This is a genomic window from Vibrio sp. R78045, from assembly GCF_042466085.1.
Taxonomy (GTDB): domain Bacteria; phylum Pseudomonadota; class Gammaproteobacteria; order Enterobacterales; family Vibrionaceae; genus Vibrio; species Vibrio cyclitrophicus.
On sequence record NZ_JAXHBS010000018.1, the window covers coordinates 335,507 to 350,015 of the forward strand.

General features: G+C 44.1%; 13 protein-coding genes. 8 read left to right on the forward strand and 5 right to left on the reverse strand.

Translation table 11 applies throughout. The features are described from left to right. Nucleotides 1-174 precede the first annotated feature (174 nt). Nucleotides 175-870, forward strand: a complete 696-nt coding sequence (locus tag SJY39_RS23240) for an NAD-dependent epimerase/dehydratase family protein (protein ID WP_016768028.1) — start codon at nt 175-177, stop codon at nt 868-870. Nucleotides 871-1,054: 184 nt separating this feature from the next. Beyond that, entirely contained in the window at nt 1,055-2,428 is a 1,374-nt protein-coding gene (locus tag SJY39_RS23245) for an L-cystine transporter (protein ID WP_010441208.1), read from the forward strand. A 110-nt stretch (nt 2,429-2,538) separates the two neighbouring features. Here SJY39_RS23245 and SJY39_RS23250 read toward each other — a convergent pair whose 3' ends face one another. Both SJY39_RS23250 and SJY39_RS23255 read right to left on the reverse strand, forming a co-directional pair. After that, entirely contained in the window at nt 2,539-2,931 is a 393-nt protein-coding gene (locus SJY39_RS23250) for a heme-binding protein (RefSeq protein WP_016768027.1), read from the reverse strand. A 9-nt stretch (nt 2,932-2,940) separates the two neighbouring features. After that, the gene (locus tag SJY39_RS23255) at nt 2,941-3,951 is read right to left on the reverse strand and encodes an aldo/keto reductase family oxidoreductase (RefSeq protein WP_372275294.1); all 1,011 of its coding nucleotides are present in this window, start codon (nt 3,949-3,951) and stop codon (nt 2,941-2,943) included. Between the two features lie 142 nt (nt 3,952-4,093). On the opposite strand from SJY39_RS23255, the gene SJY39_RS23260 reads away from it, so the two are divergent. Beyond that, on the forward strand, nt 4,094-4,978 hold the full coding sequence (locus SJY39_RS23260) for a LysR family transcriptional regulator (RefSeq protein WP_016768025.1): 885 nt from the start codon (nt 4,094-4,096) through the stop codon (nt 4,976-4,978). A gap of 307 nt (nt 4,979-5,285) precedes the next feature. Continuing rightward, on the forward strand, nt 5,286-5,507 hold the full coding sequence (locus SJY39_RS23265) for a hypothetical protein (RefSeq protein ID WP_010441212.1): 222 nt from the start codon (nt 5,286-5,288) through the stop codon (nt 5,505-5,507). Nucleotides 5,508-5,635: 128 nt separating this feature from the next. Here the strand turns inward: SJY39_RS23265 and SJY39_RS23270 are convergent, their stop codons facing one another. Then, on the reverse strand, nt 5,636-6,157 hold the full coding sequence (locus tag SJY39_RS23270; RefSeq protein WP_010441213.1) for a DUF2058 domain-containing protein: 522 nt from the start codon (nt 6,155-6,157) through the stop codon (nt 5,636-5,638). Between the two features lie 400 nt (nt 6,158-6,557). Between SJY39_RS23270 and SJY39_RS23275 the strand changes: the two genes are divergently transcribed. Continuing rightward, on the forward strand, nt 6,558-7,892 hold the full coding sequence (locus SJY39_RS23275) for a sphingomyelin phosphodiesterase (protein WP_372275292.1): 1,335 nt from the start codon (nt 6,558-6,560) through the stop codon (nt 7,890-7,892). A gap of 39 nt (nt 7,893-7,931) precedes the next feature. Beyond that, a complete protein-coding gene (locus SJY39_RS23280; RefSeq protein ID WP_010441216.1) occupies nt 7,932-8,882 on the forward strand; it encodes a hypothetical protein in 951 nt (316 codons plus the stop codon). Between the two features lie 4 nt (nt 8,883-8,886). Here the strand turns inward: SJY39_RS23280 and SJY39_RS23285 are convergent, their stop codons facing one another. Further along, nucleotides 8,887-9,921 (reverse strand): AraC family transcriptional regulator, encoded by a 1,035-nt coding sequence (locus SJY39_RS23285; RefSeq protein ID WP_016800884.1) that lies wholly within the window; start codon nt 9,919-9,921, stop codon nt 8,887-8,889. A gap of 169 nt (nt 9,922-10,090) precedes the next feature. Here SJY39_RS23285 and SJY39_RS23290 point away from each other — a divergent pair, with 169 nt between their 5' ends. After that, nucleotides 10,091-11,104, forward strand: coding sequence for a DUF2804 domain-containing protein (locus tag SJY39_RS23290; protein WP_065099414.1), 1,014 nt, complete (start codon nt 10,091-10,093; stop codon nt 11,102-11,104). An 84-nt stretch (nt 11,105-11,188) separates the two neighbouring features. Next, complete coding sequence (locus SJY39_RS23295; protein ID WP_016784517.1) at nt 11,189-12,037, forward strand: sterol desaturase family protein; 849 nt, start codon at nt 11,189-11,191, stop codon at nt 12,035-12,037. A 15-nt stretch (nt 12,038-12,052) separates the two neighbouring features. Here SJY39_RS23295 and SJY39_RS23300 read toward each other — a convergent pair whose 3' ends face one another. Continuing rightward, a complete protein-coding gene (locus tag SJY39_RS23300) occupies nt 12,053-14,509 on the reverse strand; it encodes a carboxypeptidase-like regulatory domain-containing protein (protein WP_016800886.1) in 2,457 nt (818 codons plus the stop codon).

The window sequence follows — 14,509 nt, forward strand, 5'->3', positions numbered from 1 at the left end:
GCGGGCTTTTCGCTGTTTGGTGCTTTATGTCCAAACATCCAGTGACCAACACCTGTCACCCTTCACCATCACTGGATTACTTTGCCGCCATCATTGTTTTGTGTAAGTTTTGTTCGCTTAAAATTCAAACACTGTTTATATTAAACAAGCACTTGCAAAGCGTTAAGGATAGCTATGAGTATTTCTGGAGACAAAACATCGGTCGTAGTGGCTGGAGCAACTGGGCTAATTGGACATCATGTCATGACGTTACTTATCGACGAGCCCGCGGTCGAAAAAATCTATGCCTTATCCCGAAGAGCATTAGATTCGCAGTTCAGTTCCAAAAAACTCCGTACTCTTATTCACAGTGACTTGCAGATAACGAGCTGGGATGACGCAAAAACAACTCCAACACTTGGCGTTATCTGTTTAGGCACCACCAAGAAAAAGGCCGGGTCAAAAGAAGCGCTACGTAAAGTAGATGTTGAATTAGTCAGCCAGGTTGCTCAATCGATGAAATTTCTCGGCGTTCAAAGAGTCGCAGTAGTCTCCAGCTACGGCGCTTCAATTGATTCCTATTCACACTACCTTCGTTGCAAAGGGCAAATGGAACAGAACTTAAAACGAATTGGTTTTAAACAACTATTTATTGCTCGTCCAGGGCCACTTGTTGGTGAAAGAGATGAACCCAGAGCTGACGAAAAGCTTCTGCAACGTGTTTTCCCTCTCCTCTCTCCCTTTATGTTTGGTAAGTTCAAAAACCTGCGCCCTATTCAATCGAAAGATGTTGCTCAAGCCATGTTGTTCAGATTATTCGAAAATAACTTCCAAAATGTAGAAATTTACTCGTCAAGTAACATGCTCAATTTATTGGCAAAATATCGCTAAAAAGCTCACCTATTCACCACAATGTTGAATATCCACTCATCTTATTAGGTGGATATTACTAATTGTTCTATTAAATTACTTTTCCTTATTTTACGTTTTATAACAGAACGTTATTTTAGCGGCAGTACTTGCACCTATACATCCAGGTGCCTAATCGATTTAGAGCTATTCATAAGGAAAGCAAATGTCATTTTCAGCTATCGCTGCATTAGCGGTATTCACGGGTATCCTCTTTTTTCTCTACGGACAACAAAGAAAAGAAAACACGTTATCGCGTTTAGTTCTATTCGGTTTAGTCTTCGGTAGTGCTTTTGGTCTTGGCCTTCAGCTTCTATTTGGCGAAGGTAATCCGGTAATCAAAGAAACTTTAGACTGGGTAAACATTGTTGGTCGCGGTTACGTTGGCCTACTGAAAATGGTGATCATGCCATTGGTATTGGTTTCAATGATTGCGGCAGTCGTGAAACTTGAAAAAGGCGGTTCGCTAGGCAAGATATCTGGTATCACGATCTCTGTATTGTTAGCAACAACAGCGATTTCTGCGATTGTGGGTATTGCGGTCGCTCAAGCATTCGGCCTTTCGGCTGAAGGCTTAACAGAAGGTGCTCGTGAGACAGCTCGTATTGCAACACTAGAAAGCCGCATGGGAAGTGTTTCAGACCTAACTATTCCACAAATGCTGGTTAGTTTCATTCCGACTAACCCGTTTGCAGATCTAACGGGCGCTCGCTCTACGTCTATCATTGCGGTTGTTATCTTCGGCGTTCTAACAGGTATTGCTGCTCGTAAAGTAATGGCTGAGAAAGAAGAGCTAGAATCACCGATCCGTACTTTCGTTGACGCTGCGCAATCTATCGTTATGCGCTTAGTTAAGATGATTATGGCACTCACGCCATACGGCATCGCTGCGTTAATGGCGAAAGTTGTAGCAACATCAAGCGCTTCTGACATCCTAAGCTTACTGGGCTTCATCGTTGCTTCTTACGTCGCAATCATCCTGATGTTTGTTGTCCACGGTGTGTTGGTTTCTTTTGTTGGCGTAAACCCGAAGGAGTACTTCCAAAAAATCTGGCCAGTACTAACGTTCGCTTTCACATCACGTAGTTCTGCTGCAACGATTCCACTTAACGTTGATGCTCAAATCACTAAGCTAAATGTGCCACCAGCGATTGCTAACCTGTCTGCAACGTTCGGCGCGACGATTGGACAGAATGGTTGTGCGGGTATTTACCCTGCAATGCTAGCAGTAATGGTTGCGCCAACAGTCGGCATCGACCCAATGGACATCAACTTCATTCTGTCTCTGATTGCGATTATTACGGTGAGCTCATTCGGTATCGCGGGTGTGGGTGGCGGTGCAACGTTCGCGGCGCTTATCGTACTACCAGCGATGGGCCTTCCTGTAACTATCGCGGCACTGCTTATCTCTATCGAGCCACTTATCGATATGGCACGTACAGCGCTTAACGTATCTGGTGCAATGACAGCCGGTACAATCACCAGCCGCCTATTAGGTAAGAAGGACAAGCAACAAGATCTGGAACAAGCGAACGCTTAATAGGTTCGATTGATTCATTAACTTGAGTCTCGTTAAACAAAAAACCGATGCCCACGCATCGGTTTTTTATTATCTGTCTTTTATCAGAGTCACTTTGTAAACGGCCGAACTTAAAGCAACAACTGAATCACTTTCTCAGCCAGTGCTTCATCGTCATCTTCACTCAATCCACTGATACCAATAGCGCCAATCACCTGCCCCTTTATCTCAATGGGAACACCACCTTTAAAGCCAGTGATCTTTGGGTCGGTCCAGTAACTTAAGTCTTTACCAGTTTCTCTCGCCCAAGCGCCTAAGTTACCGCTTGGCTGCCTGTCTCTTGCAGACGTGTAAGCTTTGTTCTGTGCTAACAATCCGGCTTGTACACTCACATTATCCGTGCGAATAAACGCCAGTAACTCACCATGCGTATCACACACGCTCACCGCGATTGCTTGTTGATTATGCTCTGCAATGTTGAGAGCGCTAGACATCAATTGCTTTACGAGCTTTTGATTCAACATACTCATTCCTTAAGGCAGTGCTTGACCACGCGAATACACGTATAAGTTGTACCACTCTTCACGAGACAGATTTATCTGAGTCGCTACTGCCGAAGCTTTGATTCGCTCTAAATTAGTCGTGCCAATAACAGGCTGAATACTTGAGGGATGACGAAGCAAAAATGCCAACACAATCGCTTCACTTTCTACGCCATATTGGTTCGCTAACTGAGCTACGTAATGCGCGGTCTTTTTCACGTTGTCATGTTCTGAATACAAACCTTGCTCAGCAAATCGACCTTGCGCCAAGCAGCCCCACGCTTGTAATTGAATCCCCTTCATTTGGCAATGCTCAAGTGTACCTGCAGCAAAATCAGATTGATGGTGACCTTGCGAGTTGATCATCACACCATCATTCAACCAATCCAATTTAGCTAAACTCATCTCAATTTGGTTTGCGACAATGGGTTGCCCAAGCGCAGATTGCAGGTACTGAATTTGGTGGCTGTTCATGTTAGAGACACCGAAGAAATCGACCTTTCCCTGAGCTTTCAGGTTCTCAAGCATTCTTGCCAACTCATCGAGTTCCATGAGCGGATCAGGGCGATGCAAAGGCAACACGTCGAGCTTTTCTGTATTCAATCGGTTGAGAATACCGTCTACCGATTGGCTTACCCAATCTGCCGAGAAATCATAGCGACCAACATTGCCCTCGCCTTCAAAACGAATACCACATTTAGATTGAATGAATATCTGATCACGTAATTCAGGGGCTTGTTGCAGTGCTTGACCAAAAGCTTGCTCTGCTTTGCTGAAGGTATAAATGTCTGCATGGTCGAACAGATTGATTCCTGACTCTAATGCTGTGTCGATTACGCTGCGTGTTTGCGCTGCATCAGCCGCCGTTACTGGATTATTATTCCAGCCACCACCTAATCCCATGCAGCCGTAGGCAACCTGCCCGACATTCGGTAGATAGTTTGATAACGGAATGCTCTTTTTATCATTCGTTTTGTTTGTAGATTCAATGCTGTTCGTCATACCTGATCTCGCTTTGAAGATTTGATGCCAATAAATATGCCTCTATCATATTGTTCTTTTTAGAAAACAGAATATGCTATCTACGAAATGATTGTTTTATATGGCGAACAATGGAACTAACCAGTTTTGAAGGCATACACACATGAACGAGCACAAGAGAATAGAACGACTGATCCTATTTGTAGAACTTGCTCAGCAACTTAACTTTACCAAAGCAGCCGAAAAGCTCGGTATCTCTAAGAGCTACCTTTCTGAGCAGATCAAACGTTTAGAGAATGATTTACAGTGCCCTCTTTTGGTCAGAACCACGCGCAGTGTTCGTTTAACCCAAGAAGGCGTACGCGCGTTACAACAAGGCTTAACGATTCGTTCTCAAGTGTTGCAGCTTGAACGTAGCGTTTCAGAGCAGCATGACATCGTAAAAGGTCTATTGCGTCTCACCGCGCCAAAGATGTTTACTGAGGTATATCTATTCGATATCTGCCAACAGTTTAGGCAGCAATATCCAGAGATCCGTTTTGAGATAAATAGCAGCTACACCAACTTTAATCTCAACCAAGATGATATCGATATCGCGTTTCGTGCCACCAATACCCCACCAGACAACATGGTGGCAAAACATTTGATTAGCTATCAGCATGATTTAGTCGCTACGCCCGGTTATCTTGATCAATTTGGTCGTCCAACCAATGTAAGTGACTTAAGTGATCATCAATGCTTAGCAACGCTGCACCAAACCGAGTGGCCTTTAAAATCAGCAAATATTGATGTGTCCGGTTGGCTTTCAAGTAATGACAATCACTTACTTAAGCAACAAGCCATGGTAGGAAGCGGTATTATTCGTATTGCGAGTTACTACGTTGCGAAAGAGGTTGAGCTTGGAGAGTTAGAGCGCGTGCTGCCTAATGAATGTCTGCCACAAGGCAATAGTATTTACCTGTTCTATCCGCAAGTTATTTATCCGGCAAAGAAACACCAAGTGTTCGTTAAATTTGTTCAGAATTACTTTGAAAGCTTAAGTCGATAAAATGATGCACAGCTCACTAGGGCTTGTTGGTTTCATCTGGCCAACATATTCGTCGTAGCGAGCTCTACTTCAACCTCTTCGGCTAAATGTGATACCAGTGAAAGTCGACTATATGGCCGATCTACTTTCAAGCCTACTCGTCCTAGTTCTTTTATTTTTTCTTGCTCTTACATTTACATTAATACCTAAACATTCACTCTACGAATCGTTTTTTATTGACTTAAAAATGAAATCATAACGACACACTAATTTGCGTAACTTAGGGTGCAAATAGGCAATCATATTACAGTGCCTATCAGGAGGATGTATGAAACCAAATCGATCTACGGTACTCACTGGACATGTAAAGCACTGCCCATGCTGTTCTACCGAACTGGTCATTAAAGACCACATTCACGTTTGCCCGCGCAATGAAATTGGCGACTGTTACTTCGATGGCTATGACCAACACGAACAGCGCGCTAATACCGACTTCATCGATCATGCAAGTACCAATGATAGCCTTGTTTACGGCATGTCAGAGCATTAAGTGTTAGTCCACATTTGCTTAAGTCATTTCGCGCCAAAAAAAATGCAGCGACAATCGAGTGATTGTTCGCTGCATTCTTAGATCCTGTAAACTTAGCTAGCCATTAAAATGGAGCTAGGTAAAACGGATTACCACATTAGATCATCTGGGATCACGAAGTCTTTGTACGGGTCGTCTTCGTCTACTTCATCTGTGCTACCTGCCTGCGTATCAACGATAGATTCTTCGTCGCGCATAGCAATCTTGTTCGCTACTGCTGTTGGAATAACAACATAGCTCTCGCCTTGACGAGCAATACTTAGAATGCCTTTACTTAGTTGCTTTTGAGTCAGCTCTTCTACGTAAAGATATTTAACTAGCGTACCGTCGGTGAAGTTGTATTTGATCTCACCGTTCTTCTGTTCGATCTTGTTCATCTCAATCAGTTGCTTCACTTGAGCTTTAATTTCTTTGCTCAACTGCTGTTCTTTCAACTGTTGGTTTAGCTCTTTGTCTTTCGCTTGCTGCGCCAGTTTAGTTTCTTCTGCTGCCGCTTTTGCTTCACGAGACTGAACGCGAGACTTTTTAGAGCCTTTTTTCGCCTTCTTTAATTTTTTCTCATTTACCAAGCCAGCTTTAAGCATTTGCTCTTGGAGTGTTAACTTTGCCATGACTTTCCCAGTTCAGGATTAAAAACGACACTATCATACCTGTTTTTGAGGAATCTGTTTACTGAACAATGGCAAAATTTTTGCTGGTAGAGCAAGGCGGTTAGCGTTATTCCTTATCGTGATTCACAGCATCCATTTCTGGTTATTTACCGACCTATGATTTCCACAAAAACACCCACTAGTGACTTACCCTCATACCCAATCCTTCCTTTATTTTTTAGCGTGCGCGCGTATCACTTATCATTCAGGCAAAGCAATATGTTAATTTTCAATGAGTAATATAATTTATAAAACCATGGCATATATCTAATATTTGGGTAATTCCCATAGAGTTATAACTCCAATGTCACAACTCTTTACTACGTTATTCTTTGAACCAATCAGTAAGGATAACGTAAAAATGAAAACTCAATGGGCTTGCCTTAGTGCAATACTTGCATCTGCTTCATTCATTTCAACCTCGGCTATTGCAGATACCGATGTGTACCTGACCAATAACACTAGCCAAGCAATGACGATTCAAACCAATCACACAGGTACCGACCAGCTTCAATTCGGTGATGAGTGGCAACAGCATGTTGAACAGATTGGCCCTTGGGAGACGAAGAAGCTGATCAGTTTCAATCGCTGGACTGGTGTGAAATCTGGGAAGACCTACGAGTTTGACACTGTAGTATCGAACGCTGTGGGAGAAAGTGTCACGCTCAACCAAACCATGAAAGGTCATTGGTACAACTCGACACTGCAACATGGTTTAAGTGCCGCAGACGTCAACCTAACGCTGCATGACGATCGTAATATTCATCGCAGCACAACCGATGCATTCGGGGTCAATGCAGAGCTTGCACTTAAAGCCGATTCTACGGCGCGCTACGATGATATTTATTACACCATCACCCCACCCAAAGTAGATGAGCAACCAGATCCGGATGCCAAGGCACTCAAAGTCATGACCTATAACATCTGGGCGCTGCCTGCCATCGCTTCGCATATTGGTGACCGCTACGATCTTCTCCCTCAATATGTAAAAGGCTACGACGTATTGGCGCTACAAGAGGTGTTTGCTAACGGCAGAGATGAATTCTTGCGTGAACTTGCAAAAGAGTACCCGTACCAAACCAAAATGCTCGATAAAGATGGGATTAACATCTATGACGGTGGCGTGATCATTGTGAGCCGTTACCCTATCGTCAATGAAGCGCAATACGTGTTCCCTGATTGTACAGGCACAGATTGCTTCGCTGACAAAGGCGTGAATTACGCTGAAGTCATCAAAAATGGTCAGGCTTACCACGTGTTTGGCACTCACACGGCATCATTCGATACGGACACGGCTCGTGACTACCGACAGCGCCAATTTAAACAAATGCGTCAGCTTGCTCAATCACTGGAAATACCAACTTCAGAAACGGTTATTTACAGTGGTGACTTCAACGTGAACAAGCTGAAGTTCCCAGGCGACTACCAGCAGATGTTCGCTAACCTACAAGCCGCTGAGCCGGAGTATTCAGGTTATACCGCTTCAACCTTTGATCCTCGCATCAATAACTTTGCTGGCGAACCTATGTCTGGCGGGGAAAATGTTGAATACTTGGATTACGTGGTGGTGAGTTCGGAGTACGCGCAAAAAGCTCACAACAATAACCGCGTTGATGTTCCTCGCTCTACAAGCAGTGAATTATGGAAGCACTACAACCTTTCAGACCACTTCCCTGTCAGTGCTGTCATCAAGTAGCGCGGTAAACGGATAATGCATCGAGTTATATTAACCCTAATGCTCGTCGCTGTGACGAGCATTGTTGGCTATTCATGGTCATCAAAATCGATTGAAGCATCGCAATCTTCTGTCCAACACACAGAAGCAAAAAAGCACGTTTCTAAAACGACTGATGACAATAGTCCCCCATCAAAGACAGCAAGCTTTTCAGACAATACCGTTTCGCAAGGAAAACAAGTCCAAGCTGAAAACCTTCACGGAAAAGCGTATGCAGAAGACCTAATTGAACTTGAAGGTAAGGTGCTGCTTGATGAGCTCGATGAGTTTTGGACGCTTTGCCAACAAGTGGGCAATTGCACTGAACAACTCGCGCAGTTGAAATCTGAATTACCGATAGAATGGTTTGAACTATTGAGTGATTACCCGAAGCTCTCTGCTGATTGGCAAGTAAGGGAAAGTACGATTCCGCTCGAATCCATAGAAACTCTTGAAGAGCGTGTTGCCCTATTCAAACAATCTGCACAGCAAGTATGGGGAGAGTTGGCCCACCAGCTATTCGCAGACCAGTTTGCACATCTAGATTTTACGCTCGACGCAAACACCCTTAAAGAAAACGAAGCGAGCCAGTTTTTGGCCAACTATCAATATTTACTTAGTGAATGGCAAAACAATACGGGCACATTAAACGCCGAGACAGCGCTTCAAAAATATGAACTGGCAGTCTCTTTGATACCCAGCAGCTATAGCCCTGCTGAAATAGTTTCACTCAAAGCCGACCTTCAAGAGACCTACTTAGATGAAATGCAAGCCAGCAACATTACCGCAAGAGAACACCAAATCGCGAAACAGCAACAAACAGTGATGACTTACCACGAGCAACTGGATCAGCTCAAAGCGACCTTAGACTCTCAGCGTTCCTCAAGTTATGCCACTTGGACTCAACAAGATTGGGACAGTTACTATCAGCAGCAAGTATCCGATTTCAGGGAGCAATTTTTTAGCAAGTAACGCTTTAACTTAAACCGTCACGAAACTGCGCAGGTGTTTTATTGAGCCAACCTTTAAACGCCCTTCTGAAGTTTGCAGGGTCGCTATAACCGAGCCTTTCACCGATGTCATCAATGCTCATGGTTGTACCGAGCAATAGTTCTTTAGCGAGTTCCACTCGAACTTCGGTAAGCAATATTTGATAACTGGAATCATGGGTCACTAGCTCTCGCCTGAGCGTGCGAGAGCTACACCCAAATTCGTCAGCGAGTTGTTCAATATTCGGGAAACTGCCTGCAGTTTGATAAAAAATCGTTTTGATCTGGTTAGTCAGCAGATGCTCAGAGTCCAGCGTTTCCACTATCGACTGGCAAGACGCGAGATAGCGCTTCAGTGTCGCAGCATCATGAGTCAATAAGGTTTGTGATAAAACCGAGACATCAAAACGCAGTTCACAATAGTCTTGCTCAAAAATCACCGGGCACTGGAAGCGGTTGTCATAAAGCTTGGTGTAATTGGGACGAGCGTAAGGCAAAGCCAAAGTATGAATATCCAACTCATGACCAGTCAGTTCTTTGAACAAAGAGACGATTGAACTTAAGAAGTACTCACTACAGAAAGGAAGGAGATCACCCACTTCCAAGGTGTTCTCAATCTGAATCACCGCTTGCTCGGAATCTAGAAACAATTTAACCGAGAAGATAGGCCCATTCAGGCGCAAATACTTGAAGCCCGACTTGATGGCCTCCCCGACATTTTGACTGGTTGATAGCGCATAACCCAACACACCAAAGTGACTTAGACTTGCATGCTCTCCCAACCAAAGACCTAGACCATCGTCAGGAAAACTCTGATTAGCCGCGCTAAACAACGCAAGTTTATCAGCGTAAGTCAGCTTTCCATTCGGGTCTCGCCAATCCATGGCTTCCAAACCCACATCCATGAGTAGCTTTTCAATATCGATACCTCGTTGCTCTAAGGTATTCAACAGTAGCGCGATATCTAATGTGCCCAACTGATGCCGATGTCCGGTTGGCTTATACTCCGCGATAATCTCCAATCGTCTCTCCTTATATCTAACCCATTCCCATAAGCATGACTACTCAGCTTCAACAACACTGCTGACAAAATCGTGATTGGTAACGTGCTCTTGTCCGAATATGACCTCCCAATTCTACGCTACTCATCGCACAATGGCTTTAATTGTTAAAATAATGTGAATCATCGCAATGATAAAAACAAATCCAGCCCCACACAGTTTGATTGATTCTAATGGTCAGCCGTTCATTGGGCATTTCGATGGCATCCCAAAGCACCTGAACATCGAGAACTTTGACTACCGAAACTCGATGGATTCAAAAGCAGCTCCTTGGCAGAAGCACTTCCACTACAAGCAATTCCAGTTTGTCAGTATCGTCACCGACACACACATTATTGGTGTCGCTATCGCAGATATTCGCTACTTAGGCTCGGCATTTTGTTACCTGTACGATATCGAGAGTAACAAACTAGAAGAGTGTTCATGGTTACGACCGCTGGGGTTTGATAAACAAGTAACGCCTTCACCATTTGAAGGAAAGACAAGCATTGCCGGCCAAAGCATTGCTTTCGATATCAAAGGCAAACAATGGCGAGTTCGCTTGAATACCAAACTCATCAAGGCCGATGTCACTTTAGACCCTAAAATCGACAGCTTACCTATGGCGATGTGCAGCCCAACGGGTTATTCAGGTTGGACTTACACCCAAAAGCACAATGCTGTGCGAATAATCGGCGACATCCAAATCAAGGGCACATCATTAAACCTCACGCAAGCTCTTGCTGGGTATGACTTTTCAGCAGGCTACATGAGGCGTGAAACCAGTTGGCGCTGGGCAAGCATCAACACTCAATCCAATGGCACTGATATTGGCCTGAACCTCGCAGCGGGCGTCAATGAAACTGGAGGCTGCGAAAACGTATTGTGGGTAAATGGAACCAGACACTTACTTAACCCGGTACAGTTTACGTTTAGTCGCCAAGATACAAACTTTCCTTGGCAGATAACATCACAAGATGGACGTATAAACCTGATCTTTACGCCCTTAAATAACCGCAGCGAAAAGCTCAATTTATGGCTGTTAAAGAGTAACTTTCGTCAGTTCATTGGTCACTTTTCTGGCTCAATTCAAGACAACGACGGCATAACTCATCAACTCGATGGCGTTCTTGGCCTAACGGAAGATCACTTTGCTCGCTGGTAAGCCTCTACCTAAAAAATAATACGCTAAACCAATTCATCAACTCAGTCAGACATTACACAACTATCGCGCCACAAGGATTAGCGAATGGACATCGACTCATTGATCAATCACCCAGAATGGCTGCTGTTAGTATTAGCGCCCTTGTTCGTAATCTGTATGTTGGCCGAATATTTCATTGGTCAGAAACAAGGCCGATTACCGAGCAATTCTCAATACAAACTGCCAGAAGTGATGTGTAATTTCGTGTTAGCAGGCATGCATCAACTCTCCGACTTATTAACTGGTTTATTCGTGGTTCAGCTGTATCTTTGGCTATTCGGCTGGCGCTTAATGGACATTGAGATGGGCGTGCTGAGTTTTGTTGTATTGATGGTGTTACAAGATTTTTTCTATTACTGGTTCCATAGATCAAGTCATCGTATTCGCTGGATGTGGGCCGCGCACGTCGCACACCACAGTTCAGAAAAAATGAACTTTAGCACAGCTTTTCGTCAGAGTTTGATGTACCCATTCGCAGGCATGTGGCTATTTTGGGTACCGCTCGTCATCATAGGTTTCGACCCTAGATGGGTGATCTTTGTGGTGCTTCTGAATTTAGGTTTGCAGTTCTTCGTCCATACACAATGGATACGAAGCTTGGGGCCACTTGAATACATCTTTAACACCCCTTCGCATCATCGAGTACATCACGGCAAAAACCCGCAATACATCGATAAGAACTACGCTGGCGTTTTGATCATTTGGGATAAGTTGTTTAGTACGTTCGAACCTGAAGTTGAAACTGTACGTTACGGCGTCACTAAACCAGTAAACAGTTTTAACCCGATAGTGGTTACCTTTCAAGAATGGAAGGTTATATTCAAAGATTTGAGGAGCCGAAAGTTGACCATGAAACAAAAAATCCAATTGATACTCTCACCTCCTTCAGACTAATCAAAGCGATCGGATTTAGTACACCTTATGAAAATCAATTAGGTTGAATGTGAGGTCACTTACCCAGAAATCTCCGTTCAAGTCGGCGCCTTGCACGTATCGCTTGTCTCCCATTTCTAAAGTCACAATGTATTTGCCCGCGATGAGCCCCTCTACCATGTAAAAGCCATCACTCTCAATTTCGCTCGAATACTCAGTGCCTTTCTGAATGTGTTTAAAGTGCAGATAAGCATTGTTTTCTATGTCGCCTTCTACTGTGCCATCGACACCAAATGATACCACCATTTCAATGTGTGCATGAGTCAGGCCTACCTGTTTGGTATTCACAATTACAGGGTTTTGTATTGGCGTTAGGTTCAAGTCAAGCGCTCCCTCATCTATGTAGATAGGTAGACTATCTCTGGCTGGGACGCTGGTGAATTCAAATCGGCCTTTTGCGTCACTGACTGCTCGTTGATCCAAGATTTGTAGGCTTACCCCTTGTATGGGCTGTTTGTGGTGATCGTAAACAATCCCAGTTAGCTTTGAATGATTGTACTTATTCCACTCAACAAACTCTCCGATGTTCTCATCAAAATAGGTTTTCGCGCCAAATTCAGTGGTCATTTCTACGCCGTATCTGTCTTCATTTCCTTCTAACTTGAACACGAAATAAGGATTCACACGTGCTTCTACCGAAGCCGTAAACGAGATATCCTGCTTTTGATACCGGGCTGATACGTTAGTGGTGAGTTCTTGGAAAACATTAAGCGGATCCAATACACATTCTTTGCAGGCATTCCTTAGAGAGAGTTCCGTGCGTTCATGGTGACCAGACCCATTGACCGTTCCTGACACATTCCACGACGTGTCTGAAAAACCACTTTTGGCCAAACCAATGGTGTGTAAATAGTCATCTTGATGAGAAGCCTTGGTGTAGCGATAATCACCTGAATATGACAGAAACAGATTGCGCGAGACCTTGGAATTCAGTTTCGGCTCAACACTCAATTCATCTTCGTCGTTTCTCACTGTTAGAAATGCCGTAATGTTGGCAAGAGACAGATTATATTTGAACACATCGTATTCCATCGACTCCAAGTCCAACTCGTCAGTTTTATTGAGTTCAATAGAGGCAGACTGGTCGCTGCCCAGCAAAACATCAAACTCCATTGGAAAACGATTAAAGTCCGGCAGCCAACCAATATGGCCCGCAAACCAATGTGTTGGTAAGTATCGCCCCTGCAAGCCGATAAGATCTTTTCCATCTTGCCTAATAAAAGCACTGCCCACCGTGAAGTAATCAGCCAAACCATATTCCAGTGACACTGCACCCGCTCGGTCGGCCCCTTCGTTACCAACCACTTCAACGCCCCACTCATTACTAGGCAAGAATGCATCTTCTAAACCCGCGACCGTAATCTCTTCTTCTCTCCACACACCTTTGGACAAGTAATAGCGGAACTTAATAGTGTCGCCAGGGGAAATATTGTCTTCTTCGACAACAAAACGTCCAAATTCATCAGAGCGATAGGTGTTTTGATAAATTCCGTTTACCAGTACATCGATACTGATATTCGGTTCAGTCGTACGCTCTAATTGCAGGTTACCAAACTCCAACTGACGCTTTCTATTGGTGTAGTAAAGACCATCTTCTAGGGTTTGATTAACGGTAAAAACACTGCCATCTAACAGCACATGCCCTACTTCTAATGACCCTTCGCCGTCATGCGCTTCTACCGCGATATTGTAATAAACGACAGGGTTATCTTCGCGAGTATCGATTGATAACCGCGACAAGGAATGTTCAGTCGTTAATAGAGTGTCAGAGATAGCGTAAACGTCGGTGCCTGTCTCACTGTCCTGATAAACAGAGGTAGCAAATCGAGCCGCTAACCCCACACTAGCCAGTGGTTCAATAGCAGGGATATTACCAACCTGTTTTAAGGCTTCTGCTTTTTGTCGAGACTCGCTCTTTATCTTAGAGATGACAGCTTCGAGCTCAGTCAGTGAACTGAATTCAGGAGTAACAGTAAGGCGATAATCATCAATGTCCCAACGGATTTTAGCAGGGATACAGGCTTGTAAACTGTACCAATGTATATAGGTTTTCGAGTCAATCACTTCGTATTTGATCGTCTGGATATTATTGTCATCTCGATAACAGATGGCTTGTTGGGTATCCACGATATAAGGCGGTGATTCTCTTCCTACATCTTGCGGTAAGTAGATTTCACAGTACCCGCTTTCATCACACTGGCCATTCATTTCTAACAAATAAAAGGCCGCATTGGAGATCGAGATAAACGGCTCTTCGTAGTCATCCATCATTACGCGATAAAAACTGTCACCCACTCTCCCGACTCGAACTTCAATGTGCGCGGGGTAAAGTTCGCTTGCATCATCACTAGGTGATGACTGTGCACCTAAAGGTAACAAAGACAAGAATAAAGAGAGCGACAAGAGAACTTGCCAGACCATGTGTTTGAACAT

Bases quoted from the DNA above. Each gene is read 5' to 3' on its own strand.
- SJY39_RS23300 (WP_016800886.1), bottom strand. From the start codon at position 14,509: ATGTTCAAACACATGGTCTGGCAAGTTCTCTTGTCGCTCTCTTTATTC.
- SJY39_RS23265 (WP_010441212.1), top strand. From the start codon at position 5,286: ATGAAACCAAATCGATCTACGGTACTCACTGGACATGTAAAGCACTGC.
- SJY39_RS23270 (WP_010441213.1), bottom strand. From the start codon at position 6,157: ATGGCAAAGTTAACACTCCAAGAGCAAATGCTTAAAGCTGGCTTGGTA.
- SJY39_RS23295 (WP_016784517.1), top strand. From the start codon at position 11,189: ATGGACATCGACTCATTGATCAATCACCCAGAATGGCTGCTGTTAGTA.
- SJY39_RS23240 (WP_016768028.1), top strand. From the start codon at position 175: ATGAGTATTTCTGGAGACAAAACATCGGTCGTAGTGGCTGGAGCAACT.
- SJY39_RS23290 (WP_065099414.1), top strand. From the start codon at position 10,091: ATGATAAAAACAAATCCAGCCCCACACAGTTTGATTGATTCTAATGGT.
- SJY39_RS23245 (WP_010441208.1), top strand. From the start codon at position 1,055: ATGTCATTTTCAGCTATCGCTGCATTAGCGGTATTCACGGGTATCCTC.
- SJY39_RS23255 (WP_372275294.1), bottom strand. From the start codon at position 3,951: ATGACGAACAGCATTGAATCTACAAACAAAACGAATGATAAAAAGAGC.
- SJY39_RS23280 (WP_010441216.1), top strand. From the start codon at position 7,932: ATGCTCGTCGCTGTGACGAGCATTGTTGGCTATTCATGGTCATCAAAA.
- SJY39_RS23275 (WP_372275292.1), top strand. From the start codon at position 6,558: ATGAAAACTCAATGGGCTTGCCTTAGTGCAATACTTGCATCTGCTTCA.
- SJY39_RS23250 (WP_016768027.1), bottom strand. From the start codon at position 2,931: ATGTTGAATCAAAAGCTCGTAAAGCAATTGATGTCTAGCGCTCTCAAC.
- SJY39_RS23260 (WP_016768025.1), top strand. From the start codon at position 4,094: ATGAACGAGCACAAGAGAATAGAACGACTGATCCTATTTGTAGAACTT.